Source organism: Paenibacillus sp. FSL R10-2199 (assembly GCF_038000235.1).
Taxonomy (GTDB): Bacteria; Bacillota; Bacilli; order Paenibacillales; family Paenibacillaceae; genus Paenibacillus_AQ; species Paenibacillus_AQ phytohabitans.
Genome location: NZ_JBBOBO010000001.1, coordinates 5736522 through 5762205, shown reverse-complemented (window position 1 = coordinate 5762205; position 25684 = coordinate 5736522). Strand labels below are relative to the sequence as shown.

Genomic DNA, 25684 nt, shown 5'->3' with positions numbered 1-25684 from the left:
GAAGTAAGGCGGCGATTCTCCGTTACTGGAGGGTCGCTGTTTTGCGTTGTGGATCATTTAGTTTGTCTTCCACTGATGTAGAAATGCAATTTCGGGGCAAGCTAAACTATCAAAAACCTATATAACATAAATCCGATGTTTATTATCGGAAAAAGTTATTGACGGATGTAACAGCTCAGTGTTACGATTCATTTTGCCGGCAAGTCCGGAACATAAAGAGAGATGAGAGGGGATTAATCTTATGAAAAAACTTAGTCTGACAATTATGCTGCTCCTGACCATGGCCGTGGTTGCGGCATGCGGCAACAACAATAACAATAATTCAGCAACAGGCGGCAATGCGGCGGCTGAACCGACTGCGGCGGCTACTGATAGTGCAGCACCTGCTGAGCAGAATAGTCTGGAAGCTGTCAAAGCCAGCGGCAAGCTGCGTATCGGAACAGAAGGCACCTATGCCCCGTTCACATATCATGATGCCGACGGCAAGCTGACCGGTTTCGATGTGGAAATTGCTGAAGAAGTAACTAAACGTCTGGGCGTGGAAGCCGAGTTTATCGAGACTCAGTGGGACGGTATTTTTGCCGGCATGGATGCCAAGCGGTTCGATACGATCTTCAACGAAGTTTCCATTACGGATGAGCGCAAAGTGAAATATGATTTCTCCGACCCGTATATCGTATCCAAGGCTGTGCTGATCGTCAGTGAAGATAATGAAGATATCAAATCATTCGCGGACCTCAAGGGCAAGAAAGCCGGCCAGTCCCTGACAAGTAACCTCGGACAGATTGCAACGGATAACGGTGCAGAGATTGTATCCACCGAAGGCTTCAATCAGGCAATTGATCTGCTGACCTCCGGCCGGATTGATGCAACCGTCAATGACGGCTTGTCCTTCCTGGATCTGAAGAAGCAGAAGCCTGATATCAAGATCAAGAAGGTTGATGAGATTGCAGAAGGCTCGTATAGTGCAGCGGTCTTCCTGAAGGGTAACGATGAGCTTGTGCAGGCAGTGAATGAAGCGCTGACTGCCATGCATGATGATGGCACATATCTGAAGATTTCCGAGAAGTACTTCGGAGCTGATGTATCGAAATAAGCTTGCCTGCTTGACGGCAGTCTCAAATAACTTATGGACACAGGGCGGAGCTGGTTGCTTCCGCCTTGCCGTTCCAAGAAGGATGTCAGAACGATGGATGACCGCAAAATACAAATATTTCTCGATTCACTGCTGCCTCTGTTCAAAGCCGGGGTGGCTTTTACCATTCCGCTGACCTTGGTCTCCTTTGCACTTGGGCTTACACTTGCTGTAATTACTGCGCTTGTGCGGCTCTCTTCCTGGAGAATTCCGAAGCTGATTGCCGGCTTCTACGTCTGGGTCATCCGCGGAACACCGCTGCTGCTTCAGCTGTTTATTATTTTCTACGGGCTGCCTACGGTAGGTATTGTGCTTGATCCGTTCATCGCAGCTGTGATTGGCTTCACCCTTAGTGTCGGGGCATACTCCTCGGAAATTGTCCGGGCGGCTATTCTCTCCATACATAAAGGGCAATGGGAGGCTGCCTTCTCCGTCGGTATGAGCCGTGGACAGGCTTTGCGGCGGGTGATTCTGCCTCAAGCTGCCCGGGTATCGGTTCCGCCATTATCCAATTCATTTATTAGTCTGGTGAAGGATACATCACTTGCAGCAAGCATCACATATGTAGAAATGTTCAGAAAAGCTCAGCAAATTACAGCCACCACCTATGAACCGCTGCTGTTGTATTGCGAAGCGGGTTTATTCTATCTGTTATTTTGCTCAGTATTATCGGTGCTGCAGAAATACCTGGAGAAGCGGCTGGACCGGTATTCGGCCAGTTAAGGAGGCATACCCATGATTGAAATACGTGATTTACATAAATCCTTCGGTCCGCTGCAGGTCTTGAAGGGGGTTGATCTTACCGTTGAGCATGGCCAGGTGATGGTCATTATCGGACCTTCCGGATCCGGCAAAACCACCCTGCTGCGCTGCTTCAACCTGCTGGAGACTCCCGACAAGGGCAGCCTGGCTCTGAATAATATTAAGCTGGATTTCACTCCCGGCGGCAAAATTCCACAGCGTACCGTGCTGTCTCTTCGCCAGCAGACGGGAATGGTCTTCCAGTCCTACAATCTGTTCCCGCATATGACGGCACTCGGTAATGTAATGGAGGGCCAGGTGACCGTTCAGAAGCGTTCCAGGGAGGAAGCCAGAACGAAGGCGCTTGCCCTGCTGGACAAGGTAGGGCTGGCCGACAAGGCGGATACCTATCCGCATCAGCTGTCCGGCGGCCAGCAGCAGCGCGTGGCGATTGCCCGGGCGATGGCGGTCGAGCCGGAGGTGCTGCTGTTCGATGAGCCAACTTCGGCGCTCGATCCGGAGCTGGTCGGTGAGGTGCTGAAGGTCATCAAGCAGCTGGCCCGGGAAGGAATGACGATGGTTATTGTTACCCATGAGATGAAATTCGCGGCCGATGTGGCCGACCGGATCATCTTAATGGATAACGGGGTCATTCTGGAGCAGGGAACTCCGCAGCAGGTGCTGGAGCAGACGAAGAATCCGCGCGCCCTGCAGTTCCTGAACCGGCTCAGCGGAGAAGACTAAACGAATGTGGGCATTAATGCAAAAAGGCAGTCCGGGAGGGGAATCCCGGACTGCCTTTTCTGCTTGTGAATTCATCATGCACGGGGGAGTGCACGAAGGATTACTCAGCCATTAGTTAGTTCTGTGTTGCTCCATCACTGCGTGAGTTCAAATAGTCCAGTGCGTTGTAGAGCATAATTGCCGCTTCGGCGCGGGTGAGCTGGCTCTTCGGGTTGAACTTGCCGTTAGCATCCAGTGTATTGATGTTGTATTTCAGGGACCGCTGGATAGTGCCCTGGTAGGATGGCTCAAGCGCATCTGCATCGGCGATGTCCACCGGCACGATGTTGATCATCGGCAGGTTGCCTGCCTTCTCAACGCCCTGAATCAGCAGGCTGGTGAACAGCTCTTTGGTAATCGGTTTGGATGGATCAATATCAGCGGGAATATCCACGTCATTATAGTGTGCATTGATGAAGGCTTCTGCGTACCAGGCGTTGTCTTTTACTTTGGAGAAGATCGCACTGGCTACGGGAGCCTTGTTGAAACTGATTGCGGCCAGGCTAAGCTGGAGTCCGCCCGTGATAAACTGAACGCCTTGTGCTGTAGTTACAGTGGATGCGGGCAGAAACTGGGTATCCGATATCCCTTTGATCAGGCCCTGCTGCTTCAGAGAGTTGATTTTGTCCTTACCGGTTACACTGTCAATATCCTTAAAGCTGCTGCCGGCTGCAAAAATTTGTCCGCCGAAAGAGAAGGTAAGAAGCGTTACGGCTGTAAAAGCTGCGATCGTGTTTTTTTTGATACTCATCTGAATTCCACCTCTATTGTAGGTTGTACCACTAGATTTCACGCTGATCCGGTGATTGTCCGTTACAGCACGGCGTAACCGTTTCAACTTGACTCTAATGACGCAATGACAATAAAAAAGGTTGCAGACGTTTTACATCATTTCCTGGAACAGCAGGTTGCGGTAAGGGTATTTACTGAACCGGGTTCTGAACAGCAGCGCGATCCCACTGTCTTCAATGGTTACGGATTTCAGCGAATCTGCTGTGACGAGGCTGCGTACCATCGCTGTTACCGCACCGCGGTCTCTGCGCCGGATGGCTGCAGCCAGACTCTCCGCGAAGCAGTTATTTACAGAGAGCTCCCGGTAGAGCGGAATAACGGCCCGTGCGATGCTCCGGTGGGCTGCTGTACTGAAGGTGAACTGGACCGTGCCCGGCGGAATCGTTGTTCCATTTGTGTAGAACGCAACCGGCAGCGGAAAAGGAAACGAGATGAAATAGCCGATGCCGTTCGTCCCATAATTCTCTACTCTGGAAAGGGTGGGAATTCTGGCCAGCAGGCTGCCCATCAGATCAAGATCTGCGGAGACAACAGCGGTTGTCCAATCAGCGGCATAACTGCTGTTGCCGGCAATTTTCCGGTAGAACGGCAGCATGGCCGTGGCTACTCTGCGCAGTACACGGGCTGTCACAAGCCGCTGGGTCTGCTTAGGTTTTATTTTCACCATCCGGATCATCCTCACTTATAAGAGATTTAGTCTATATAAGGTATGGAGGGAGGGCGCACTTCGGATTGGGCGTAAGACTAGCCGGCAATAATATAATCATAATCCGCAGAACCTATTTATACGTTTTTGGGGAAAAGTGATGTTATACTGGTGTCAGGCCTTTTCTTTGACGGACAAGTTTGTTATGCTTATATCGTAAAGATTACTAATTATTGTCGGGAATTGTTCAACTTCCGGAAAGGTGGGAACCCGGGTGAACCGAGTAGCAAATATCAGCCAGCAGTTTGCGGCGCAGAATTATAAGCTTACGCCTCAGCGCGAAGCTATAGTAAGAGTATTACTGGACAACGAGAAGGATCACTTAAGTGTGGAAGAGGTCTATATGCTGGTCAAGCGCAGTTATCCGCATTTGGGACTTGCGACCGTATACCGTACCTTAGAGCTGCTGTGTGAACTTCATATTGTAGAAAAGATGAATTTCGGCGATGGCGTTGCCCGCTATGACCTGCGCGGTGACGATCATGTTCATATGCACCACCACCTGATCTGCAGTGTATGCGGCAAGCTGGAGGAGATTAAGGATGACTGGCTGCTGGACCTTGAAGCGCGGCTGGCCCGTGAGTACGGCTTCAGTGTGACCGATCACCGGCTTGATTTCAAAGGCACCTATAATACCTGCAAGGGAAACGGCTGCAAGGGCGATAAAGAATGCCGGGCTGTATCCTGAGCCGCAGCTGGGGCACATTCAAAGACGCATGGCTGATTTAACAGCCGGCGTCTTTTTGTTTGACTGCAGCGGAGAATCAGCGCATTTGCGACTTATGGAGCAGGGATATGACGCTGGTGCACATGCTATAATGACGTTATGCCAAAAAAAGTGGACCATGATGAACGCCGTAATCATCTGGCGGAGGCGGCTTGGCGGATCATCCGGCGTGATGGTCTGGAAGCTGTATCCGTGCGGAATGTTGCCAAGGAGGCAGGCATGTCGCTGGGATCGCTGCGGCATTATTTTGCCAGCCAATCCGAGCTGCTTGCCTTCTCCATGAGACTGGTGAGTGAACGAAGTTATCAGAGAGTTGAGGTCTTTCAATACTCGGGGAATCCCCGGGAGGATGTGGAGAGGCTGATTCATGAATTAATGCCCATTGATGAAGAGAGGAGAGCGGAAGCGGAGGTCTGGTTGGCTTTTGTCGGACGGGCAGCAGCGGACCCCGCCATACAGGCGCTGAAACAGGAAGTACATAACGGGCTGTATAGCGGCTTCTGCCAGATGATGGAGTACCTGGATGCCGTGAATCTGTTAAGACAGGACCTGGATCTGGACCGGGAAATTAAGACGCTGCATGCATTAGTAGACGGATTGGTCGTCCATAGTGTAATCTATCCCGAAATGGTAACACCGGAAGATATGATTATGCTCATTTCCAGTCATTTCGACAAGCTGATGGTTTAAGTACCCGGTCAAACGCGGATGAATTTCCAAAAAAGATTGAACCTGTGATTCTTCTATTAACAGGTTCAATCTTTTTTAAATTTCGGAATCGGCAGCCCGCCGCTGCTACGGCCGGTTCGGCACAAAGGACTTGATCCACGTCCCGAAGCTTCCGGGATTGCGGGTTTGTACCAGAACGACGCCTTCGCCGCGGAACCGGCAGACCAGTGCCTCCCCGCTGGTTAAGCTGTTCAGCCAGCCGGAGGCTGCCTTTTCCACCTTATAATCCATATAATCCGGCCAGGCCACGAGGTGGCCGTTATCAATGATCATTTCCTCGCCAGGGCCGAGGTTAATGGCGTGAATGGCTCCGAAGGAAGAGAGGAAGACCGTACCTCTGCCGCTGATTTCTACAATGAAGAAGCCTTCGCCGGAGAATAAGCCGCGGGTCAGATTCTGCATTTTGGTGTTCACTTGAATACCGTGGGTTCCAGCCAGGAAACCATCCTTCTGCACCATCAGCTTGTACGAGCCGTCCAGCTCAATGGCCTGAATATCCCCGATTGCCCCTGGTGAGAGCAGCACTTCACTCTGTCCGCGGGTGGCGGTCAGCTCCTGGAAGAAGAATTTCTCCCCGCTCAGCATCCGGCCGAGTCCGCGCATGAGCCCGCCGTCTACCGTGCCTCTCAGCTCCACATTCGGCGACATGGCGACCATCGCCCCCATCTCCGCCTTCACACTTTCTCCTGATTCCAGGACTACCTTCAGCATGGCAAAAGCGCCGTCATACAGCACATCGTATTTCATTGATTTCTCCTCCTGATTCTGCCTATTCATTTCTAAGTATGATTGATGACTTTCTTCTGCCAGACGCATGTACCTTGCCCATCAAGAATACTGTAATAAGCTGCACCGCCGCAAGCTGGAGACAAGGCTGTGTAAGCTGACGGCAAGGTAATAGACTATTATAGTTAATTATACCGGGCAGTAATGTGTTGATTATGTTAAAATTAAAATAACAGTACCGCATGTACTGAATAAGCTTATGACAAGGAGTGTGGCCGCATATGGCACGTACACGCACGCAAAAAGCTCTGCTGAAGGCAGAACGCTCCGGCACCTGGTGTGCCGAAAGAAACCGCAGGATGAATCAGGACTACGGCGCCATCTCCCAGCATGTACGGACGACACCCGGCAAGCGCCAGCAATTGAATAAAGTCAAACACAAGGAGCGGATCTATAATGATGGCGCTCCTTTTGCATGCCTACTGGTCTCGTGACCTTACGCCTGCGCCCTGCTATGGATACGGTACTGCTTGGGTGACATTCCGAACCGGCTGCGGAAGACACGGTGGAAGTACGTATAGTTGGCAAACCCGCAAGTTTCAGATACATGCTCCAGCGGCATCGGGCTGAAGGTGATCTTCTCCCTGGCCATATCCAGCCTGACGTCATTTACATATTTCACAATCGTAGTGCCGAACGCTTCTTTGAACAGATGAACCGCGCGGGAGACGGAAATATCGACATGGCCGGCCACATCCTCCAGACGGAAGGCGTACGCGGCATGCTCCTCGACATACTGCTTCATCCGGTAAGCAAGATAGGCCTTGGGTGAAATTGCCGGCTGCTCGGACATCAGCCTGTCAATCTCCATACATAGAATCTGCAGATAACACGCGGAGATATCCGGTGAAGAATCTGATAGACGGCGCTGCTCCAGTACAAGCTGGCGGAACAGGCCAAGAATATGGTCGCTGAGCGGCAGCCGGAGTACAGCCGGGCGATGCTTGCGTCCCCACCATTCTTCAATCCAGGGGCCGCTGCAGAAAATATGATAGTCGCCGCTCTCAATCCGCGGCTTGCCGACAGGGTAGACTTCCTTGTCGATACTTAAGTAGTAGGGATCGGTCGGTGCGAAGAGCATCAGATTGCCGCTCTCGACAGTAGTGATGACTCCGCCTTCCATCGTCCGGCTGCGTCCTTCGGTCTGGAGGCGCAGCAGATAATACTGGACGCCTTCGCTGCGGGACATATGAAACGGCTTGCGGTGGAAGGAGAATCCGGCGGATAGGATGTGGCAGGCTGCGTTAGGTGTCATGAGTCCTCCTGTTGTTAAATGATAAGCAGATTGTTCATGTTTTAATCATATTATTCATTTTATTATATACGCTTTCATATTACCATGTACCTAAGCAAAAAACATACAAATGATGTGGGGGAGGCTGTATTGCGGCTCTGATCGCTACATAGGCAAACACTGGAGGCAGCGGATGACAGATAGACAGCTATATTACATCCTATGTTTACAGCCCGTTTGTTCAGGTGGAATGCCTGGCATAGGTGCGGGGCAAAGGGCGGTGGCGGCAAGATCAGTCGGACTCTCGGATCAAACTTAGGAGTGAGAGCAATAATGTTGAAGGTAGGACTTCAGCTGTATACGCTGAGAGACGAACTGGAACAGGATTTCGAAGGGACAATACGCAAGGTTGCCGAACTGGGCTACAGCGGTGTGGAATTCTTCCACTATTTCGGCCGGACGGCCGGGCAGGTGAAGGCACTGCTTGAGGAAACAGGACTCGTGGCTCTCGGAGCGCATCGCCCGTACGATGTTATGCTGAACGATACGGAACAGGAAATCAGCTTCAATCTGGAGATTGGCAACCGCAATCTGATCGTGCCTTTTCTGACGGAAGAACAGCGTAATTGGCCTGAAGTGGCTAAGAACCTGCGGCTGATCGGCGACAAATGCCGGGCAGGCGGGGCGGTTCTTTCTTATCATAATCATGATTTCGAATTCACGGAGAAGGTGGGCGGCCGCACAGCTTTTGACTACCTGTTCGATGAGGTGCCTGCTGAGCAGCTTCAAGTGGAAATGGATACATGCTGGGTGTATTATGGCGGATATGATCCGGTAGAATACATCAATAAATACGCAGGACGGCTGCCGATCATCCACCTCAAGGACCTGAAAAAACGCGAAGACGGTTCTCCGGAGACTGTGGTCTTGGGTGAAGGCGAAGTCAATCTGGCTGCAATTATTGAAGCAGCCGCGGCGGCTGGTGTGGAATGGGCAGTGGTTGAACAGGATTATTGCAGCCGTTCACCGCTTGCCAGTGTAGCTGACAGTTTGAATTGGATCAAATCATATGGTAATCAAGGAGGAAATATTCATGTCTAACAAACTCAAAATTGCTATTATCGGTTGCGGTGGTATCGCAAACGGCAAACATATGCCAAGTCTTTCCCGTCAGGCGGATGCCGAAATGGTGGCATTCTGTGACATCGTAGAAGAACGTGCTCAAGAGGCTGCCAAGACTTACGGAGCGGAAGGCGCTGCTGTATTCACCGATTTCCGTGAGCTGCTGGCTGCCGGCGGATTCGACATCGTGCATGTATGCACACCAAACGACAGCCACTCCGAGATCACTGTGGCCGCCCTCGAAGCCGGCAATCACGTGCTGTGCGAGAAGCCGATGGCGAAGACCACTGCCCAGGCGAAGGAAATGCTGGATGCCGCCAAGCGCACTGGCAAGAAATTATCCATTGCTTATCAGAACCGTTTCCGTGCAGACAGTGATTATCTGAAGGGGCTGTGCGAGAGCGGAGAACTCGGCGATATCTATTACGGTAAGGCTATTGCGCTTCGCCGCCGTGCCGTTCCGACTTGGGGCGTATTCCTGGATGAAGAGAAACAGGGCGGCGGACCGCTGATCGATATCGGTACACATGCACTGGATCTGACGCTCTGGCTGATGGATAACTACAAACCGCGTATGGTTGTAGGCTCCACCTTCCACAAGCTGGGCCAGAAGAAGAATGCGGCGAATGCCTTCGGTCCATGGGATCCGGAACAATTCAAGGTTGAAGATTCCGCATTCGGCTTCATTACAATGGAGAACGGTGCTACAATTGTGCTTGAAGCCAGCTGGGCGCTGAATGTGTCAGAATTTGGTGAAGCCAAGACAATGCTCGCCGGTACGGAGGGCGGAGCAGACATGAAGGATGGCCTGCGTCTGAACGGCGAACGTGCCGGACGCCTGTACGAAACCAAAGTTGATCTTGGATCAGGCGGAGTAGCCTTCTACTCCGGTGCTGCTGAGACTGAAGCTGACCGTGAAGCGCGTCTGTGGCTGGAAGCGGTAAGAGAAGATAAAGATCCGGTTGTATTGCCGGAGCAGGCTTTTGTTGTTACCCAGATCCTTGAAGCAGTGTATGAATCAGCACGTACCGGACGTGCCGTTTATTTTGACGGAAGTTCTGACAACTAAGAGCATCTCCGGTTCACGCGACTATTAGAGAAAACAGGAGTGGAATCCATGAGTTCAATCAAACATACTGTAGTTATCGTTGGTTACGGCGGAATGGGCAGCTATCACACGCAATTAATTAAAGAAAGCGACCGCGTGATAGTGAGCGGAGCCTTCGATCTGCTGGAAGAGCGGCGCGCGCTGGCTGCCGAAGCAGGTTACACCGCTTATTCCAGCTATGAGGAAGTACTGGCAGATCCGGAGGTGGACATTATTCTGATCGCAACACCGAATGATGTGCACAAGGATATTGCTGTTCGTGCATTTCAGGCGGGCAAGCATGTGGTCTGTGAGAAGCCGGTGGCCATGTCTTCGGCCGAATTCACCGAGATGCAGGCAGCGGCAGATACGGCCGGACGTGTGCTGATGGTGCACCAGAACAGACGCTGGGATGAGGATTTCCGCGTAATCAAGGAGATGTATGAGAAGGAGACGATTGGATCACTCTTCCAGCTTGAGTCCCGGGTGCATGGTGCTAACGGGATTCCCGGCGACTGGCGTCATGTGAAGGCGCAGGGCGGAGGGATGCTGCTGGACTGGGGCGTTCATCTGCTGGATCAGCTGCTGTTCATGATTGACAGCAAAGTCACAAGCGTAAGCAGCAGCCTGAGCTATATTCTCGGCAATGATGTGGATGACGGTTTCGAGGCCAGCCTGCAGTTTGAGAATGGGATCAAAGCCATCGTTGAAGTCGGAACCACCAACTTTATCACGTTGCCAAGATGGTATGTGAAGGGGCTTGAGGGAACGGCTATTATTGAGGACTGGTCTCTGAGAGGAAGAATAGTCACCCGCAATAATGCATCCGAGAAAATAGAACCGACACCGATCCGTGCAGGTGTAGGGTTAACCAAGACGATGGCTCCGCCATCGGAAGGCTCGACAATTGCCGGAGACCTGCCGGCGGCGTCTGAGCTATCCTCCAGCTTCTATGATAATCTGGCTGCTGTAATCGAAGGTACAGCTGAACCGATTGTCAAGAACGCTGAAGTGCTGCGTGTGCTTATTCTGATTGAAGCTATCTTTGAAGCGGCAGAGAAGAATGAGACCATCAAGAATTTCGATATCTACGGTGCATAACAAGATACGAGAACTGATCAGGGAGAGGTGGCAACATCAATGAAACTTGGAGTATTTATGGTATTGTTCGGCGGCCGCAAGCTGGAGGAAGCGCTGGATTACGTAGCATCCAAAGGGCTGAAGGCAGTTGAGATCGGCACCGGAGGTTATCCCGGCAACAGCCATTGCGATCCGAAGCTGCTGCTTGAGAATGAAGCAGCGCTTAAGGAATTCAAGCATGCAGTAGAATCCCGCGGTCTGATTATCAGTGCACTTAGCTGCCACGGCAATCCGCTGCATCCGCAGAAGGAGCTGGCAGCCAAGGACCATGAGGATTTCGTGAACACGGTTAAGCTGGCACAGAAGCTGGGTGTTAAGGTTGTGAATACCTTCTCCGGCTGTCCCGGCGATCATGAAGGCGCGAAATATCCGAACTGGCCGGTTGCGCCATGGCCGAATGATTACCAGGAGATTCTGACCTGGCAGTGGGAGAACAAAGTGATCCCTTATTGGACGGAGCAGGCTGCTTTCGCAACTGAGCATGATGTGAAGATTGGCCTTGAACTGCACGGAGGATTCTCGGTGCATACGCCAGCTACGCTGCTGAGACTAAGAGAAGCTGCAGGGGAAGCCATTGGCGCGAACCTGGACCCGAGCCATATGTGGTGGCAGGGCATTGATCCGGTACAGGCGATTCATATTCTGGGCCGTGAAGGCGCAATTCATCACTTCCATGCGAAGGATACGGTAATCGATCCGGTCAATGTCAACAAGCATGGCCTGACCGATATGCAGTCCTATACGAATATGCTTGACCGCGCCTGGCAGTTCCGTTCCGTAGGCTTCGGACATGATGTCAAGGTGTGGGCGGACATGATGAGTGCGCTCCGCCTTGTAGGATACGACTATGTGGTCAGCATTGAACACGAAGACGGCCTGATGTCTATTGAGGAAGGCTTCTCCAAGGCTGTAGACAATCTCCGCCAGGTACTTATTGAAGAGCCTCTTTCTGAGATGTGGTGGGTCTAACAGATGGAGAGCTTCACCAAGGTCAAGCTGAATGACCGGGAGCTGAGTCTATTAGCAGCAAGCGCCTTCGGTGCAGATGCAGCGGTTGTCGGCAGCAGAGAGCTGACCGGAGGTTTTTTTAATACAGGATATGATCTGGAGCTGAGTGATGGACGGTCGGTCATCCTTAAGGTTGCTCCTGGGCCGGGGACAGCAGTGCTTAGCTATGAGAAGGATATTATGCGTGCTGAAGTCGGAGCGCTCCGCCTGGTCCGTGCTGCAGGCGGGATTCCTGTGCCTGAAGTCTACAGTTATGATGAGAGCCTGCTGCTGATTCCATGCCCTTATTTCTTCATGGAGAAGATTGAAGGTGAGCCGTACAGTGATGTGAAGGAGAGCCTGTCTCCAGAGCAGCGTTCTTCCATTGAGTATGAACTCGGGCGGTACCAGCGTCTGATCAATGAGATTAAAGGGCCAGTTTTTGGATTATTCGGTGCAGATCCTGCCGGAGGCGGAATGTCCTGGAGGGAGACCTTCAAGGCGATGCTGCTGAATGTGCTTCAGGATGCTGTGAGACTGGATGCCGCGTTACCTGCATCGCTGCCGGAAATTGAGCAGGCGCTGGGGCGTTATCTGCCGGCGCTGGATGCAGTGACGCAGCCGCGTCTTGTACACTGGGATTTGTGGAACGGTAATATTTTTGTGCAGGATGGCAGGATCGTATCCATTATTGACTGGGAGCGGGCCATGTGGGGTGATGTGCTGCTGGAGTATTATTTCCGGCATTTCGAGAACTCGGAAGCGTTCTATGAGGGGTACGGGACAGCTTTCAGCAGTCCGGACGAACTACTGCGGAAGCGGCTGTACGACCTGTATCTGGATCTTATTATGGTTATTGAGTGTTATTCGCGCCAGTATAAGGATGAGAATCATGTAAACTGGGCCCACGAGAACCTCGCGGAGTCCTGGAAGCTGTTCTCATCTGTAATCTGACTAGACAAACAGGAGGCCGGTTCTCTTCGGAGATCCGGCCTCCTGGCTGTTGTTGGGTACATCAGAGCAGATGGATGTCAGTCAGCACTCAGTACTCAGTACCTGTTCCTGATGGTTACGACCGGGTTGATGTCTGCTTCGTAATCAACGCCGCCAGTCTCGAAGCCGAACAGCTGGAAGAACTCGCGTCTGTAGCCGTCCAGATCGGAATATTGATAGACATTCTCCGTGCTTAGCTTGGGCCAGATGCGGTCCACTTCTGTCTGCACAGCGGGGCTCATCTCATGATCATCAATCCGGATGCGCCCTTGTCCGTCTACCGGAGTCCCTTCCGGGTTGTACAGGAAACCGGTATACAGCCGGTATGCTTGTTCGATGCAGCCTTCGTGCAGTCCCTGTTCCTTCATAACCTTGTAGAGAACGGAGATGTAGAGCGGAACTACAGGGATCGCCGAGCTGGACTGGGTGACCAGGCCCTTGCTGACTGCTACATAGGCGCGGCCTCCGGTTGGTGATAATTGGGCATTCAGCTCTAAGGCTGTGGCTTCCAGATGATCTTTAGCCCGGCCGATGGTGCCGTCACGGTAGACGGCCTGTGTTAGCTCCGAACCTATATAGGAGAAGGCGAGAGTGACCGCATCTGCCGCCAGAGCACCGGAATTCCGGAGCGCTTCAATCCAGAGCTGCCAGTCTTCTCCGCCCATCACATGAACCGTGTCATCGATTTCAGCTTCGGTGGCCGGTTCAATCTGTACCGTGCTTAGTTCTCCGGTATGGAAATTGACCGTTGTATTGGTATAAGTGCTGCCGATCGGCTTCAATACTGACTGATGAACTTCTCTGGTCTCTGGGTCTGTTCTGCGTGCCGAGGCTACGCTGTAAATGACAAGATCAACCTGTCCGAGCTCCCTGCGGATTAACTCTATGGTCCGTTCTTTCGTTTCAGCGGTGAAAGCGTCCCCGCATACGCTGTAGGAGCGCAGGCCGGCTGTATAGGCCATTTCCTCAAAAGCTGCGGAATTATACCAGCCTGCGGAGGCCGTCCGCGTCTCGCTGGCTGTGCTGGGTCTATAGACACCTACAGTTGCTGCTCCTGCACCGAAGGCTGCAGCAATCCTGACTGCAAGTCCATACCCGGTTGAAGCCCCGATTACGAGTACATTGCGGGGGCCTGTAAATTTTCCCTGATTTTGTACATAGTTCACTTGCTGCTGTACCTGATGCGCACAGCCTGCGGGGTGGGCAGTCGTACAGATGAAACCGCGCGTTCTGGGTTTTATGATCATTATAATATTTACCTCGCTTTCATCGATGGTTGCAGGGATTGTAGAATCGAGAGGAGTTGCCTGATTCGGAGTGAGTATTTTCTCATGGTGAACCTCTCAGGTGATCCTTATAATGAAGTGAAGAAACATCTGAGCTCCCAGATCAGGCTGTATGAATGCTATATTGATCTAATTTACTTCATTGAATGTTATTCCCGCAAGTAAGGCAGGGACGACGGGCAGCAGAGAACATACCGGATGACAACTTTCCCGCGAAAGGAGACGGATGTTATGATGTTGAACTGGCTGCAAATACATATGGACGTAACAAGCTTGCTCTGGCTGCTGCCTGTATTCTTCATGTTTCATGATTTTGAGGAAATTCTTACAGTTGAGGCATGGGGGAACAAACACGGTCCAGCTATAACATCGTCGCTTTCCCCGTCATTGCAGAAGCGCCTGGCGCCTATGATGGGCATGACCACCAGGAATTTTGCTATGGATGTGCTCTTCGTGTATATTCTGATAGTGGGGGTAACCTTCGTTGCGGTGTTTTTAGAGTTCTACTGGCTCTACTTAGCCGTGCTCGCTGTGTTTCTGCTGCATGTCTTCACACATTTGGCACAAAGTATTGTTCTGAGGCTGTATACCCCGGGTGTAGTGACTGCTGTGCTCGTAGCATTGCCGTACTCGATATATGCTTTTTACCGCCTGCTGTATGAGAATGTTGTCAGCGAAGCTGACATAGGGTGGTCGGTGCTGCTCATGCTGATCCTGACACCACTGCTTGTATGGGGCATGATGAAGAACAGGACAAGACATAACCGCAGCTGAGAATGATGATTTGTTACGGTGACGTTTTCAGAAAAATCTTGACGTGACCCCCTAATGATAGATAAAATAATATTATTGCGTGTTTTTTGGCTACTGAGAATTATTATCATAATTTGAAAAGAAGCAGAGAGGGTGACAGGATGGAGCGCCTTTTAGAGGTAAAAGACCTAGCTATATCATTCAGAACACGCGGAGGAGAAGTCCAAGCAATCCGTGGTGTCAGCTTTCATGTAAATAAAGGGGAGACTCTGGCGATTGTAGGCGAATCCGGTTCCGGTAAGAGCGTAACCTCGCAAGCAGTCATGAAGCTGGTTCCTCAGCCTGCGGGCGAATATAAGCGTGGACAGATTCTGTTCGATGGACAAGATCTGATCGGCAAGAATGAGAAGCAAATGCAAAAAATCCGCGGTAAAGAGATCGGTATGATTTTCCAGGATCCGATGACCTCGCTGAATCCGATGATGAAAGTCGGCAGACAGATTACCGAAGTACTGTTCAAGCACGAGAAAATTACAAAAGAAGCTGCTTACAAACGCGGCATCGAGCTGCTTAATCTGGTGGGAATTCCTTCACCTGAACGCCGTTTCCAGCAGTACCCGCATGAGTTCAGCGGCGGGATGCGCCAACGTGTCGTAATCGCTATGGCACTTGCCGCTAACCCTAAGCTCCTGATTGCCGATGAGCCGACAACCGCGCTTGACGTAACCATTCAGGCACAGATCCTGGATCTGATGAAGGACCTGCAGAAGAAGATTGATACAGCGATCATTTTCATCACCCATGACCTTGGGGTTGTGGCGAGAATGGCAGACCGTGTTGCCGTAATGTACGCTGGTCAAATCGTTGAAATGGGCACAGCGGAAGAGATCTTCTATGATCCGAGACATCCGTATACTTGGGGCTTGCTGGCTTCCATGCCTAGCCTTGAGAGCAAGGGTTCCCTGCTTACAGCGATTCCGGGAACACCTCCCGATCTGATCAAGCCGCCTAAGGGTGATGCCTTCGCACTGCGGAGCACATATGCCATGGCGATTGACATGGAGAAAGAACCGCCAATGTACAAGGTTTCCGATACTCATCTTGTGAAGTCCTGGCTGATGCATCCGATGGCACCTGCGGTAGAACCGCCGGATGTCGTGAAGAAGCAGCGCCGCGTTTTGAGCAATGCCTATCCGGAGCCGGTTCTCGTGCAGAACAGCAGCGAGTATTAAGAACCGGGCTATAGCACATACTATTAAGATTAGCGTCAGGCCGATTGCGGCTTGGCGCTTTTTTGACGATTCAGGAAGCAATGAGTTTCTTCGAAGGTGGACGAAGCTTAAAGTTACCGCAAAGAACATGCCCGGCCGATCTGCCTGACTTTAAGTTTATATAAATATAAAATAATACAAATATATATAAATAAAAGTATTGACTAATTTGTCATTGCGCAGCAAAATGTAAGGGTATACATAAGGGGGTTATAACTTGAGAACAAGAACGCTAACCGCTTTAATATCCTTAGCTTTGCTGCCTGCCTGCAGTGGCGGGAATGCTGCAGGCACACCTGAGTTTGAGAATGTATCGGTACACGATCCATCCGTGATCAAGGCTGACGATACTTATTATGTGTTTGGTTCGCATTTGGCTTCGGCCAAATCCAAGGATCTGATGTCGTGGACTCAGATTTCCTCCGGGGTAACGGATGACAACGTGCTTATCCCCAATGTAACGGAGGAACTCAGTGAGACTCTCAGCTGGGCACAATCGGACACCCTGTGGGCGCCTGATGTCATTCAGCTGGCGGACGGGAAGTTCTACATGTACTACGATGCATGCCGGGGAGATTCTCCGCTGTCGGCACTCGGCATCGCAGCCGCTGACAAGGTCGAAGGCCCTTATAAGAATAAAGGAATTATTCTTAAATCTGGTATGGCCGGCACCGGAGATGACGCTGAGGTCTATGATGCTACCGAGAAGCCTAATGTAGTAGATCCTGATGTGTTTTTTGATAAGAACGGCAAGCTGTGGATGGTATACGGTTCGTATTCCGGAGGCATCTTCATTCTGGAGCTGGACCCGGCTACGGGCTTTCCGCTGGCAGACCAAGGGTATGGCAAGAAGCTGCTGGGGGCGGATCATGCCCGGATAGAAGGGCCTTATATGCTGTACAGTCCGGAGACGGATTACTACTACTTGTTCTTGTCTTACGGCGGGCTCGATGCGAATGGCGGCTATAATATCCGTGTTGCACGCTCCAAGAACCCGGACGGACCGTTTGAGGATTCTGAAGGCAAAGCTATGATTGACGCGCGGGGGACGGCTGGTGTTCTGTTTGATGATCCGGCATATGCACCTTACGGAGTGAAGCTGATGGGGAGTTATGAGTTCCTGAACACGGATCAGGAACCTTCAGCCAGCGGTGCAGGGTATGTCTCTCCCGGACATAACTCGGCATATTATGATGAGAAGAGCGGGCAGTATTATCTGATCTTCCATACCCGGTTCCCGAATCTTGGCGAGCAGCATGAAGTGCGGGTACACCAGATGTTCCTGAACGAAGCGGGCTGGCCGGTAGTGGCGCCCCACCGCTACAGCGGGGAGAAGATCGGCAAGTACTCCGGTAGGGATGTGGCCGGCGAGTACAAATATATCAATCACGGCAAAGATATTACTGCAGAGATTGTAGAGTCGCAGCTCCTTAAGCTGAATACAGACGGTACGATAAGCGGCGCAGTAACAGGTACATGGAGCCTGGGTGATGAGCATAGTGCGAAGCTGACTATAGACGGGACGGAGTACAGCGGAGTGTTCCTGCGCGAATGGAATGAAGCCACTGGAAGTAATGTAATGACATTCACGGCATTGTCGGCGGAAGGCATCTCAGTCTGGGGAAGCCAGGTTTCACCGGAGAACAAGTAACGTTACATTCCCCGGTGGCTATGATCATATGAAACAGCGGCAGCAAAGGACGAACTATAGTCCCTGGCTGCCGCTGTTTTTTATTATGGAGAACTTTTTTTGTTCCCTATTGCCAATTGAACGATAATCTGAAGTACGATGATGCCAGCCAAACCATAGAATGCTTGTACGAAGCTGCCCGTAGCATCGTAGTACCAGCCCATGGCCAGCGGCCCAAGCGCTCCGAGAATATAACCGCCGGATTGGGTCATTGCAGACCAGCTACTGGCTTCCTGGGCGTTGCTTGTTTCATCAATGGGCAACATTAATGCAATCGGGAACATTCCGCCCGCACCAATACCGAGCGGGACCGCCGCGAGCCAAGGGCTAACGGATAGGTTCAGCATCAGGACACCGGTCAACTCCATTAACGCACACCCGACAAGCCAGAATACACGTCTTTGGTAGCGGTGTACAAGCATGGGTATGAACAAAGTAGAGGGCAGCGATATCAATGTGAATAAGGTTTGGATGTTTCCGGCCGTCTCCTGGCTGTACCCCTGGCTTTGGATGGCTGGCGCGAGCCAGGCGGTTAAGGAATAGAAGATTGCTGCCATCAGCCCGAAGAATAGGGTCAGCACCCAGGCACGCCTGTTCTTCACCGGAAGAGGTGCATGAAGTACACTCTTAGTTATACCGGATTGCCGGTCTGTGTGCGCAGACCAGGCTAACCGCAACCAGACAGGCAATGCAATGGCTGCGGGGAATGCCCATACAGCCAGTGAGCTCCTCCATGATCCCCCCAGCAGATGCTGAAGCGGAACCGATAGTCCCACACTAATGCTCGCCCCTGCCACCATCGCTGTAGAGTAGATCCCTACCATGGCTGCCACCCGGTCAGGGAAATGCTGTTTGATGAAGCTGGACAACAGCGGTCCTGCCAAGGCGATCCCTACACCCGACATAAAAGAAGTGAACATCATCAATGGAGTTGTGTCCACAAACCAGCGTAATCCCGTACCCAGCCCGATGAGGATTAGAGCCAGAACAATGGCCCCTTCATTTCCCCACCTTCTGCTTAATCTAACGGAGAACGGAGCAAATAGGCCCATGCATAATACCGGAAGTGTGGTTAACAGACTGGCGGGAATCCCACTTATACCCAGATCATTTTGTATGGTGCTCATTAGAGGAGAAATGGATGTAATAGGCGGCCGTAAATTCAGTGAAGCCAGGATAAGCGCCAAGACGATGTAAAAAAGTTTCATTCTGAATCTCCTCGTGGTAGTAGTATTGTGGCTTTCACCCGTGAGCATGAGCCCGTGACAGAGCATTGGGGGATGCACGGTTAAGTATAAAATCATTAGAATGATTGAACAATATTATTGTTTCTATTAAAATGATTGCTAAAACCAATGATTGGAGGTGGCTGATATGGAGATTCGTCAGATGGAAAACTTCATTGCGGTGTGCGAGGCGCTTCATTTCACACGGGCAGCTGAGAAACTTGGCATATCCCAACCTACGCTGAGTCAACAAATACGTGCGCTGGAGGATGAACTCGGCGTTCCCTTATTCGACCGGGTCGGCAAGAGGATTGTGATGACACAGGCAGGAAACCTGTTTCTGGAGCACTGTGTACAGATGATCCGTCATTTACAGAATACCCGGGATGCATTAGCTGAATTCCGCAATGATCAGCGGGGCCGACTGGTAATCGGTGTTCTCCCTTCCGATCTGGACTACCGGATTACTCCTTTGCTGGCAGATTTTCATACCCGGTTCCCCAAGGTGCAGTTGAAGGTTGTCTCTTCGGTCTTCGTCTTGAATCAAGTGCTGGAGAATGAAGTAGACATCGGCATCGACGTCTCGTCTGCTCCTGATGACCGGCTTGTACGCATTTCTTTGTGCAGTGAAGAATATGTGCTCGTCGTTTCCGAGAATCATGATTGGGCGAAGCGAAGCTCAATTGGTATCCGGGAGCTGCGTGATATCCAAACGGTGATGTTCCCCGAAGGATTTACAGGCCGAGAACTGGTGGATAACTATTGCCGTAAATATGGCTTCAGCTTAAATACGATCATGGAGATCAGTTCGGCCACTTCCATTATTAGCCTGGTAAAAGCCAATGTCGGAGGCACCCTGCTGCCGAATCCTCTGATCCAAGCGATGAATGAACCGACACTGCGCTGCATCCGAATTACAGATGATCCGCCATACCGTCACTTTGAGATCATTCACCGGTCAGACCGGTTTCTGACTCAATCGGCCAAGGCATTTATTGAGAAAACTATTGCGTATTTCAATTGATTTGTATGCAAATCCTGATAGGGTAACTTCTTATAAAATCATGCCCATAATACAACATTTCCCTGATCCTAGCGGCAGAAATTCAAGATTGTTGTATAAAATGTAGGATTTCAGCGTTTTCAAGCGGCTTAGCCGGATTATTCTTGTATTTTATACAACAATCCTTCCAACCACCCGGCTCCTTATCGGTCAGAGTTGCAGAACGTACAACATTTAGGTCTAGAGTGCTTTCTAAAAGTCTCCATTCTGCCGGTAACGAATCCAATTGCAGGAATTGTCTCCTGTGTTCCAGTCTCGCTGCGTGACCGGTAACTTGTATGACAAACAGCGGGTCTCCGCCTGGAGATCCGCTGTTAATTGGTAACATACTATTCTTAGGCCATTGAATGCCGCAACTTCATCTTGATTTACTCCTCATACCTGCGCAGCACGATGACCGCATTATGTCCGCCGAAGCCAAAGGAATTGGAGATCCCGATCTTCAGATCAGCCTGACGGGCATGGTTAGGAACATAATCCAGGTCGCACAATTCGTCAGGCTGCTCCAGATTGATTGTCGGCGGAATCAGACCCTCCTGAATGCTTTTGAGCAGGGCGATGGCTTCCAGGCCGCCGGCTGCTCCGAGTGCATGTCCGGTCATCGACTTGTTCGCAGTGACCGGAATCCGGTAGGCGTCCTCACCGAACAGCTTCTTGATCGCCATGGTCTCAGAACGGTCCCCGACGATCGTACTGGTCGCGTGGGCACTAATTACATCCACCTCTGCCGGAGCGATTCCGGCCTCTCTCAGCGCCAGCTTCATCGCCTGATAGGCACCTATGCCCTCGGGATGAGTGGCTACCATATGATAAGCATCGGAGCTGGCCCCATAGCCGGTTACTTCACCATAGATGACAGCATTCCGCTGCAAGGCATGGGAGAGGGACTCCAGGATGACAATGGCGCCGCCTTCCCCGATGACAAAGCCGTCGCGGCGCTGGTCAAAAGGCCGGCTGGCCTTCTGCGGCTCCTCATTGCGGGTGGATAGGGCGGTTGCATTGCCGAAGCTGGCCAGGGCAATTTCGGTCACCGCCGCTTCGGCACCCCCGGCGAGGATCACATCGGCTCCGCCGTAACGGATCAGGCGGAAGGCTTCGCCGATGGCAGTATTACCAATCGAGCAGGCAGTGACCGGCGAGAGGGTCGGCCCTAAGGCTCCCAGCTTAATGCTGATCATTGCTGCTGCCATATTGGAGATCAGCATCGGGATCAGGGTTGGACTTACCCGCTCCGGGCCACGCGAGCGCAGCAGATCACCCTGCTCCATCAGGGTCTGGATGCCGCCTACTCCGGAGCCTACATAGACACCGAGCCGTTCGCGGTCAATCTTGTCCAGCTGCAGGCCGGAATGGGCCCAGGCCTCCTCGGCGGCGGCAAGCGCGAACTGGCTGAACCGGTCCATGCGCCGCGCTTCCTTGCGGCCGAATCTGGCGTCAGGATCGAACTCTTGTACAGAGCCGGCAATTTTGGTCTTGAAATGTGTTGTATCAAAAGTAGTGATCGGCGAAATTCCCGATTCACCAGCAGCCAAGCGGCTCCAGAATTGTTCTACGGTATTGCCAAGCGGCGAAATTACGCCCATCCCTGTGATCACTACGCGTTCCATATGATAATCCTCCTAAAAGTTATGTGAGCATAAACTTAAGTGTTGTAAGTATAACCGGATGCGTTCTAGACCTATTGTTCCACTTAATTTATCCTATTACAAGTTGTAGTTTATACTAGTATAATTACTACTACACTAATAGGCAGACCAACCGGAAGGCAGGGAGATACAATGTCCAATCAGAACAGGCTGCAAGCATTATCCGATTTCCTGAAATCCAGACGAGCGGCCATCTCTCCGGCAGCGGCAGGACTGCCGGAAGGTTCGCGCAGAAGGACGCCGGGGCTAAGACGCGAAGAGGTGGCACAGCTGGCCGGGGTCAGCAATACCTGGTACACGTGGCTTGAGCAGGGGCGTGATATTAAAGTATCTCCATCCGTGCTGGATTGTATTGCCGCAGCACTGCGGCTGACCAAGGATGAGCGGAGCTACTTATTTGCCCTGGCCCTGGATAACGGGCCGGGAAGTATGATTTATCCTCAAGAGGAGAGCTCAGTGATTCATCCGTCCCTGCAGAAGATCCTGCAGGAGCTGAAGAGCTGTCCGACAATCATCTCGGACCGGCACTGCGGCATTGTCGGCTGGAATGAGGCGGCTGCACATGTGTTTCTTGATTTCGCCAAGCTGCCGCCGGAGCAGCGCAATATGATCTCCCTGTTATTTGTACGCAAGGAATTCAGACGGCTGGCCGTGAACTGGGAGCAGTTTGTCCGGGGGTACCTGTCGATTTTCCGCGCCTATTACGGACAATATCTGGAGGACCGCTGGTATGATGAATTCATTGCGGAGATGAAGGAACAGCATCCGGAGTTCAATCAGCTATGGGAAGAGAGCCGGGTAAGCTCCGCTCCGGACGTAGTACTGGAGTTCCGGCATGCCAAAGCCGGCAAAATGTTGTTCCATTTAACCTCGCTTCAGGTGCAGGGCAGCACGGATCTGCGCTGCAGCATCTACACCCCCGCCGGAGATTCCAATACAGAATCCAAGCTGAAGCAGCTGATGGCGCCTGAACCGCAGGCTTGATAGATATTTTTTATGGATTCATAAAAAACTATAAATATACAATATCGAATTTGACGTTTATACTCCTTATATGATGAATCAATTCCTGCGGGATCGTAAAAGGAGCAAAGGTCAATGGCTAAAGTAACCGGATTGGAAGGCGTAGTTGCCGGAGAAACTGAAATCGGATTGGTCGATGGAGAGAAAGGACATTTGGTATACCGCGGATATTGGGCCAAAGAGCTTGCGGTAAGCAAAAGTTATGAGGAAGTGGCTTATTTGCTCTGGAACGGGCATCTGCCGGATGCAGAGGAGCTGGCGCTGCTGAAGGCACAGATGGCAGAGGAGAGAGTCATTCCTGAGTATCTTTGCAGGATGCTGGATCTGTTCCCGGCTTCGGTACCGCTTATGCTGGTGCTGCAGAGTGCAGTTGCCGCACTAGGCGATAAAGAGAATACAACCTGGCCGCCAACGCTGAAGCAAGCGGTACGTCTGACGGCTGTTCTACCAGCAATCATCGCGTACAGAGCCCGCAGCCTGCAGGGCCTGGCACCACTGGATTCGCTTCCTGAGCTTGACCATGCTGCGAATTATCTATATTTGCTGACAGGAAAGCTGCCGGAGGAAGCCCATGTCAAGGCGCTCAGCGCTTATCTGATTCTCTGCATGGAGCATGGCATGAATGCTTCGACTTTTGCCGGGCGGGTAGTGCTCTCGACTGAATCCGATATGTGCGCAGCGGTATGCGGAGCTATCGGAGCGATGAAAGGGCCGCTGCATGGCGGTGCACCTTATGAAGTCATCTCAATGCTGGAGGATATCGGAACGGTAGAGCGGGCAGAGCCTTGGCTGCGCAATACGCTGGATAACGGGACGAAGCTGATGGGCTTTGGACACCGCATCTATAAGACCAAGGACCCCCGTGCAGAAGCACTGCAGATTGCCACGCTGGAGATGATCGGGAAGGATGCATCCTTTGACCTTGCCCTGCATGTAGAAGCCACGGCAATTGCACTGCTGGAGGAATACAAACCGGGCCGGCGGCTGTTCACTAACGTCGAGTTTTATGCCGCAGCGATTCTGAAGGCGCTGCAGCTCTCACCGGAGATATTTACTCCAACGTTTACGGCAGGTAGAATTGTCGGCTGGACGGCCCATATACTGGAGCAAGCGGCCAATAACCGGATTTTCCGCCCGCAATCTACTTATATCGGACCGATGCCTGAATCAGAGGTTGTATCATAACAGCACACAAACATCCCCGGCCGTCAAACAGCCGGAGATGTTGAACAAGGGAATGTTAATGAGAGAGTATGAGGGGGGATACTCTGACATTAGATTTAGAAATCAGAGGTTGCAACTTCGATGGTGCCGAAGACTGCGCCTGCAGCTGTGCTGAGAAGAGCAGCAACAAGCAGCAGGTTTACAGAAACTGTGAGACTGTTCAGCGCAGGAATAGTATAAGTGACGACTGGAGCATTGACTCTGTAAAGAACAAGATCCACAGGGAAACCGGAGTTGTTATTTACAGTTACAGCCGCGTTGATGCCTCCAGCCAGATTCTCATAATAAGATTTACCAACGCCTGCAGCCAGGTTGAAGAATTGTTGCGGTAACAAGATTGCCATGGTAATGACCTCCTTTTTCGTTTGATAGGATATCATATTCGCCGAAACTATGATTGCTGTAACATATGTCTTGGGAGATTAGCACATTTTAATAGGGCGATGAGAGTTAGAATTAAATAGAAGAAGAGCCTCTATCCATGGCGGGCGGGGGCTCTTTGCGGTTCATTTATTCTATGGATTAGAGGTCTATGACCTATGAAGCTGGCGTAATATACGCCTTATCTTTGGACTGTCTGCCGTAGAAGCGGTATAGGATAAGTCCGAAGAGCATTCCGGCAAAAGACATGGCTGCTACGCTCAAATAGAGGACAATATGGTACACTGGAAGTAATTCTAGTGAATGGTAAGGAGAATGACAACGATGAAGCTGGTGTCCTGGAATGTAAATGGTCTGAGAGCTTGTGTAAACAAAGGGTTTAACGAATATTTCCGGGAAAGCGCCGCAGACATCTTCTGCGTGCAGGAAACGAAGCTTCAGGAGGGTCAGATTGTTCTGGACCACGGTGAGGAGTATTCGCAGTACTGGAATTATGCCCTCAAAAAAGGATATTCAGGTACGGCCGTCTTCACCCGGATTAAGCCGCTGTCTGTCAGATATGGTCTCGACAAGGAAACCGAAGACGAGGGAAGAATTATTACCCTGGAATTCACAGACTTCTATCTGGTGAATGTATATACTCCGAATGCCAAACGGGATCTGTCGAGACTGGATTACCGGATGGAATGGGAGGATGAGTTCCGCAATTATCTGCTGAAGCTCGATGCGCATAAGCCGGTTCTAGTCTGCGGGGATTTGAATGTGGCGCATCAGGATATTGATCTCAAGAATGCCAAATCGAACCGCGGGAATTCAGGCTTCACCGATGAAGAACGCGGAAAGATGACAGAGCTGCTGGAGGCCGGGTTCGTTGATACTTTCCGGTATTTCTATCCTGAGCTTGAGGGTGCCTACAGCTGGTGGTCCTATATGCCGAAGGTAAGAGAGAAGAATGTAGGCTGGCGGATCGACTATTTCCTCGCTTCCTCGCGGCTGGCCCCGCGCCTTCTGGATGCAGGGATAGAGTGCAATATTCTCGGCAGTGATCATTGTCCGGTAGTCCTTCATCTTGCTGATGCGGCGGAAGTGTAGATTTATTCGTTGTACAAAAGAACATAAAAGAACAGAGGCGGTATCCCGGGTTGCGGGGTACCGCCTC

27 protein-coding genes are annotated in these 25684 nt (G+C 51.5%); 18 read left to right on the top strand and 9 right to left on the bottom strand.

The features are described from left to right. Nucleotides 1-241 precede the first annotated feature (241 nt). The 3 genes from NYE33_RS25270 (at nucleotide 242) to NYE33_RS25260 (ending at nucleotide 2620) form a co-directional block, all read left to right on the top strand. Nucleotides 242-1096 (top strand): amino acid ABC transporter substrate-binding protein, encoded by an 855-nt coding sequence (locus tag NYE33_RS25270; RefSeq protein WP_042136744.1) that lies wholly within the window; start codon nucleotides 242-244, stop codon nucleotides 1094-1096. A 93-nt stretch (nucleotides 1097-1189) separates the two neighbouring features. Beyond that, the gene (locus tag NYE33_RS25265; protein ID WP_042136746.1) at nucleotides 1190-1858 is read left to right on the top strand and encodes an amino acid ABC transporter permease; all 669 of its coding nucleotides are present in this window, start codon (nucleotides 1190-1192) and stop codon (nucleotides 1856-1858) included. A 12-nt stretch (nucleotides 1859-1870) separates the two neighbouring features. Continuing rightward, nucleotides 1871-2620, top strand: coding sequence for an amino acid ABC transporter ATP-binding protein (locus tag NYE33_RS25260; protein WP_042136749.1), 750 nt, complete (start codon nucleotides 1871-1873; stop codon nucleotides 2618-2620). Nucleotides 2621-2735: 115 nt separating this feature from the next. Here the strand turns inward: NYE33_RS25260 and NYE33_RS25255 are convergent, their stop codons facing one another. Both NYE33_RS25255 and NYE33_RS25250 read right to left on the bottom strand, forming a co-directional pair. After that, nucleotides 2736-3410 (bottom strand): S-layer homology domain-containing protein, encoded by a 675-nt coding sequence (locus tag NYE33_RS25255; RefSeq protein ID WP_042136751.1) that lies wholly within the window; start codon nucleotides 3408-3410, stop codon nucleotides 2736-2738. Nucleotides 3411-3542: 132 nt separating this feature from the next. After that, nucleotides 3543-4118 (bottom strand): hypothetical protein, encoded by a 576-nt coding sequence (locus NYE33_RS25250; RefSeq protein ID WP_042136753.1) that lies wholly within the window; start codon nucleotides 4116-4118, stop codon nucleotides 3543-3545. 253 nt (nucleotides 4119-4371) lie between these two features. On the opposite strand from NYE33_RS25250, the gene fur reads away from it, so the two are divergent. Beyond that, entirely contained in the window at nucleotides 4372-4845 is a 474-nt protein-coding gene (gene fur, locus NYE33_RS25245; RefSeq protein ID WP_042136755.1) for a ferric iron uptake transcriptional regulator, read from the top strand. 138 nt (nucleotides 4846-4983) lie between these two features. Beyond that, complete coding sequence (locus NYE33_RS25240; protein ID WP_341068099.1) at nucleotides 4984-5574, top strand: TetR/AcrR family transcriptional regulator; 591 nt, start codon at nucleotides 4984-4986, stop codon at nucleotides 5572-5574. Nucleotides 5575-5679: 105 nt separating this feature from the next. On the opposite strand, the gene NYE33_RS25235 is transcribed toward NYE33_RS25240, so the two are convergent. Further along, nucleotides 5680-6360 (bottom strand): TIGR00266 family protein, encoded by a 681-nt coding sequence (locus tag NYE33_RS25235; protein WP_076244752.1) that lies wholly within the window; start codon nucleotides 6358-6360, stop codon nucleotides 5680-5682. A gap of 260 nt (nucleotides 6361-6620) precedes the next feature. Between NYE33_RS25235 and NYE33_RS25230 the strand changes: the two genes are divergently transcribed. After that, nucleotides 6621-6833: a hypothetical protein gene (locus NYE33_RS25230; RefSeq protein ID WP_076244754.1), complete on the top strand. Its 213-nt coding sequence runs from the start codon at nucleotides 6621-6623 to the stop codon at nucleotides 6831-6833. Between the two features lie 2 nt (nucleotides 6834-6835). Here the strand turns inward: NYE33_RS25230 and NYE33_RS25225 are convergent, their stop codons facing one another. After that, on the bottom strand, nucleotides 6836-7654 hold the full coding sequence (locus NYE33_RS25225) for a helix-turn-helix domain-containing protein (RefSeq protein WP_039303582.1): 819 nt from the start codon (nucleotides 7652-7654) through the stop codon (nucleotides 6836-6838). 312 nt (nucleotides 7655-7966) lie between these two features. On the opposite strand from NYE33_RS25225, the gene NYE33_RS25220 reads away from it, so the two are divergent. From NYE33_RS25220 to NYE33_RS25200, 5 genes are read left to right on the top strand one after another with little or no spacing between them, the layout of a single operon-like run. Beyond that, a complete protein-coding gene (locus NYE33_RS25220) occupies nucleotides 7967-8734 on the top strand; it encodes a sugar phosphate isomerase/epimerase family protein (protein ID WP_042136762.1) in 768 nt (255 codons plus the stop codon). Next, entirely contained in the window at nucleotides 8727-9824 is a 1098-nt protein-coding gene (locus tag NYE33_RS25215; protein WP_039303577.1) for a Gfo/Idh/MocA family protein, read from the top strand. The genes NYE33_RS25220 and NYE33_RS25215 overlap by 8 nt, the downstream gene beginning before the upstream one ends. Nucleotides 9825-9872: 48 nt before the next feature. Next, complete coding sequence (locus tag NYE33_RS25210; RefSeq protein ID WP_042136765.1) at nucleotides 9873-10943, top strand: Gfo/Idh/MocA family protein; 1071 nt, start codon at nucleotides 9873-9875, stop codon at nucleotides 10941-10943. 39 nt (nucleotides 10944-10982) lie between these two features. Further along, complete coding sequence (locus tag NYE33_RS25205) at nucleotides 10983-11951, top strand: sugar phosphate isomerase/epimerase family protein (protein ID WP_341068093.1); 969 nt, start codon at nucleotides 10983-10985, stop codon at nucleotides 11949-11951. A gap of 3 nt (nucleotides 11952-11954) precedes the next feature. Further along, nucleotides 11955-12923 (top strand): phosphotransferase family protein, encoded by a 969-nt coding sequence (locus tag NYE33_RS25200; RefSeq protein ID WP_336103418.1) that lies wholly within the window; start codon nucleotides 11955-11957, stop codon nucleotides 12921-12923. Nucleotides 12924-13018: 95 nt separating this feature from the next. On the opposite strand, the gene fabV is transcribed toward NYE33_RS25200, so the two are convergent. Then, nucleotides 13019-14209, bottom strand: coding sequence for an enoyl-ACP reductase FabV (gene fabV, locus NYE33_RS25195; protein ID WP_341068090.1), 1191 nt, complete (start codon nucleotides 14207-14209; stop codon nucleotides 13019-13021). Nucleotides 14210-14479: 270 nt separating this feature from the next. Here fabV and NYE33_RS25190 point away from each other — a divergent pair, with 270 nt between their 5' ends. The 3 genes from NYE33_RS25190 (at nucleotide 14480) to NYE33_RS25180 (ending at nucleotide 17923) form a co-directional block, all read left to right on the top strand. Next, nucleotides 14480-15022 (top strand): HXXEE domain-containing protein, encoded by a 543-nt coding sequence (locus NYE33_RS25190; protein WP_042136773.1) that lies wholly within the window; start codon nucleotides 14480-14482, stop codon nucleotides 15020-15022. 140 nt (nucleotides 15023-15162) lie between these two features. Next, a complete protein-coding gene (locus NYE33_RS25185; RefSeq protein ID WP_042213143.1) occupies nucleotides 15163-16233 on the top strand; it encodes an ABC transporter ATP-binding protein in 1071 nt (356 codons plus the stop codon). 256 nt (nucleotides 16234-16489) lie between these two features. Further along, nucleotides 16490-17923: a glycoside hydrolase family 43 protein gene (locus NYE33_RS25180; RefSeq protein WP_083705568.1), complete on the top strand. Its 1434-nt coding sequence runs from the start codon at nucleotides 16490-16492 to the stop codon at nucleotides 17921-17923. A gap of 83 nt (nucleotides 17924-18006) precedes the next feature. Here NYE33_RS25180 and NYE33_RS25175 read toward each other — a convergent pair whose 3' ends face one another. Further along, complete coding sequence (locus NYE33_RS25175; protein ID WP_341068087.1) at nucleotides 18007-19170, bottom strand: MFS transporter; 1164 nt, start codon at nucleotides 19168-19170, stop codon at nucleotides 18007-18009. Nucleotides 19171-19336: 166 nt separating this feature from the next. On the opposite strand from NYE33_RS25175, the gene NYE33_RS25170 reads away from it, so the two are divergent. After that, nucleotides 19337-20212 carry a LysR family transcriptional regulator gene (locus NYE33_RS25170; protein ID WP_341068085.1) on the top strand — a complete coding sequence of 292 codons (876 nt, stop codon included), beginning with the start codon at nucleotides 19337-19339 and terminating at the stop codon, nucleotides 20210-20212. Nucleotides 20213-20619: 407 nt separating this feature from the next. Here NYE33_RS25170 and fabF read toward each other — a convergent pair whose 3' ends face one another. Beyond that, nucleotides 20620-21858 (bottom strand): beta-ketoacyl-ACP synthase II, encoded by a 1239-nt coding sequence (gene fabF, locus NYE33_RS25165; RefSeq protein ID WP_341068082.1) that lies wholly within the window; start codon nucleotides 21856-21858, stop codon nucleotides 20620-20622. A 171-nt stretch (nucleotides 21859-22029) separates the two neighbouring features. Here fabF and NYE33_RS25160 point away from each other — a divergent pair, with 171 nt between their 5' ends. Both NYE33_RS25160 and NYE33_RS25155 read left to right on the top strand, forming a co-directional pair. Beyond that, a complete protein-coding gene (locus tag NYE33_RS25160; protein WP_076244768.1) occupies nucleotides 22030-22881 on the top strand; it encodes a helix-turn-helix transcriptional regulator in 852 nt (283 codons plus the stop codon). 114 nt (nucleotides 22882-22995) lie between these two features. Further along, nucleotides 22996-24105: a citrate synthase/methylcitrate synthase gene (locus NYE33_RS25155; RefSeq protein ID WP_341068079.1), complete on the top strand. Its 1110-nt coding sequence runs from the start codon at nucleotides 22996-22998 to the stop codon at nucleotides 24103-24105. Between the two features lie 95 nt (nucleotides 24106-24200). Here NYE33_RS25155 and NYE33_RS25150 read toward each other — a convergent pair whose 3' ends face one another. Then, a complete protein-coding gene (locus NYE33_RS25150; RefSeq protein ID WP_039303550.1) occupies nucleotides 24201-24488 on the bottom strand; it encodes a hypothetical protein in 288 nt (95 codons plus the stop codon). Nucleotides 24489-24681: 193 nt separating this feature from the next. Further along, nucleotides 24682-24810 (bottom strand): hypothetical protein, encoded by a 129-nt coding sequence (locus NYE33_RS25145; RefSeq protein WP_341068077.1) that lies wholly within the window; start codon nucleotides 24808-24810, stop codon nucleotides 24682-24684. Between the two features lie 39 nt (nucleotides 24811-24849). Here NYE33_RS25145 and NYE33_RS25140 point away from each other — a divergent pair, with 39 nt between their 5' ends. After that, on the top strand, nucleotides 24850-25617 hold the full coding sequence (locus NYE33_RS25140; RefSeq protein ID WP_336100829.1) for an exodeoxyribonuclease III: 768 nt from the start codon (nucleotides 24850-24852) through the stop codon (nucleotides 25615-25617). Nucleotides 25618-25684 lie beyond the last annotated feature (67 nt).

What these genes read in the sequence shown, in the direction of transcription:
- NYE33_RS25170 (WP_341068085.1), top strand. Translation starts at nt 19,337, where the DNA reads ATGGAGATTCGTCAGATGGAAAACTTCATTGCGGTGTGCGAGGCGCTT.
- NYE33_RS25205 (WP_341068093.1), top strand. Translation starts at nt 10,983, where the DNA reads ATGAAACTTGGAGTATTTATGGTATTGTTCGGCGGCCGCAAGCTGGAG.
- NYE33_RS25250 (WP_042136753.1), bottom strand. Translation starts at nt 4,118, where the DNA reads ATGGTGAAAATAAAACCTAAGCAGACCCAGCGGCTTGTGACAGCCCGT.
- fabV (WP_341068090.1), bottom strand. Translation starts at nt 14,209, where the DNA reads ATGATCATAAAACCCAGAACGCGCGGTTTCATCTGTACGACTGCCCAC.
- NYE33_RS25150 (WP_039303550.1), bottom strand. Translation starts at nt 24,488, where the DNA reads ATGGCAATCTTGTTACCGCAACAATTCTTCAACCTGGCTGCAGGCGTT.
- NYE33_RS25225 (WP_039303582.1), bottom strand. Translation starts at nt 7,654, where the DNA reads ATGACACCTAACGCAGCCTGCCACATCCTATCCGCCGGATTCTCCTTC.
- NYE33_RS25260 (WP_042136749.1), top strand. Translation starts at nt 1,871, where the DNA reads ATGATTGAAATACGTGATTTACATAAATCCTTCGGTCCGCTGCAGGTC.
- NYE33_RS25240 (WP_341068099.1), top strand. Translation starts at nt 4,984, where the DNA reads ATGCCAAAAAAAGTGGACCATGATGAACGCCGTAATCATCTGGCGGAG.
- NYE33_RS25235 (WP_076244752.1), bottom strand. Translation starts at nt 6,360, where the DNA reads ATGAAATACGATGTGCTGTATGACGGCGCTTTTGCCATGCTGAAGGTA.
- NYE33_RS25215 (WP_039303577.1), top strand. Translation starts at nt 8,727, where the DNA reads ATGTCTAACAAACTCAAAATTGCTATTATCGGTTGCGGTGGTATCGCA.
- fabF (WP_341068082.1), bottom strand. Translation starts at nt 21,858, where the DNA reads ATGGAACGCGTAGTGATCACAGGGATGGGCGTAATTTCGCCGCTTGGC.
- NYE33_RS25155 (WP_341068079.1), top strand. Translation starts at nt 22,996, where the DNA reads ATGGCTAAAGTAACCGGATTGGAAGGCGTAGTTGCCGGAGAAACTGAA.
- NYE33_RS25230 (WP_076244754.1), top strand. Translation starts at nt 6,621, where the DNA reads ATGGCACGTACACGCACGCAAAAAGCTCTGCTGAAGGCAGAACGCTCC.
- NYE33_RS25175 (WP_341068087.1), bottom strand. Translation starts at nt 19,170, where the DNA reads ATGAAACTTTTTTACATCGTCTTGGCGCTTATCCTGGCTTCACTGAAT.
- NYE33_RS25200 (WP_336103418.1), top strand. Translation starts at nt 11,955, where the DNA reads ATGGAGAGCTTCACCAAGGTCAAGCTGAATGACCGGGAGCTGAGTCTA.
- NYE33_RS25185 (WP_042213143.1), top strand. Translation starts at nt 15,163, where the DNA reads ATGGAGCGCCTTTTAGAGGTAAAAGACCTAGCTATATCATTCAGAACA.
- NYE33_RS25255 (WP_042136751.1), bottom strand. Translation starts at nt 3,410, where the DNA reads ATGAGTATCAAAAAAAACACGATCGCAGCTTTTACAGCCGTAACGCTT.
- NYE33_RS25160 (WP_076244768.1), top strand. Translation starts at nt 22,030, where the DNA reads ATGTCCAATCAGAACAGGCTGCAAGCATTATCCGATTTCCTGAAATCC.
- NYE33_RS25210 (WP_042136765.1), top strand. Translation starts at nt 9,873, where the DNA reads ATGAGTTCAATCAAACATACTGTAGTTATCGTTGGTTACGGCGGAATG.
- NYE33_RS25140 (WP_336100829.1), top strand. Translation starts at nt 24,850, where the DNA reads ATGAAGCTGGTGTCCTGGAATGTAAATGGTCTGAGAGCTTGTGTAAAC.
- NYE33_RS25220 (WP_042136762.1), top strand. Translation starts at nt 7,967, where the DNA reads ATGTTGAAGGTAGGACTTCAGCTGTATACGCTGAGAGACGAACTGGAA.
- NYE33_RS25270 (WP_042136744.1), top strand. Translation starts at nt 242, where the DNA reads ATGAAAAAACTTAGTCTGACAATTATGCTGCTCCTGACCATGGCCGTG.
- NYE33_RS25265 (WP_042136746.1), top strand. Translation starts at nt 1,190, where the DNA reads ATGGATGACCGCAAAATACAAATATTTCTCGATTCACTGCTGCCTCTG.
- NYE33_RS25190 (WP_042136773.1), top strand. Translation starts at nt 14,480, where the DNA reads ATGATGTTGAACTGGCTGCAAATACATATGGACGTAACAAGCTTGCTC.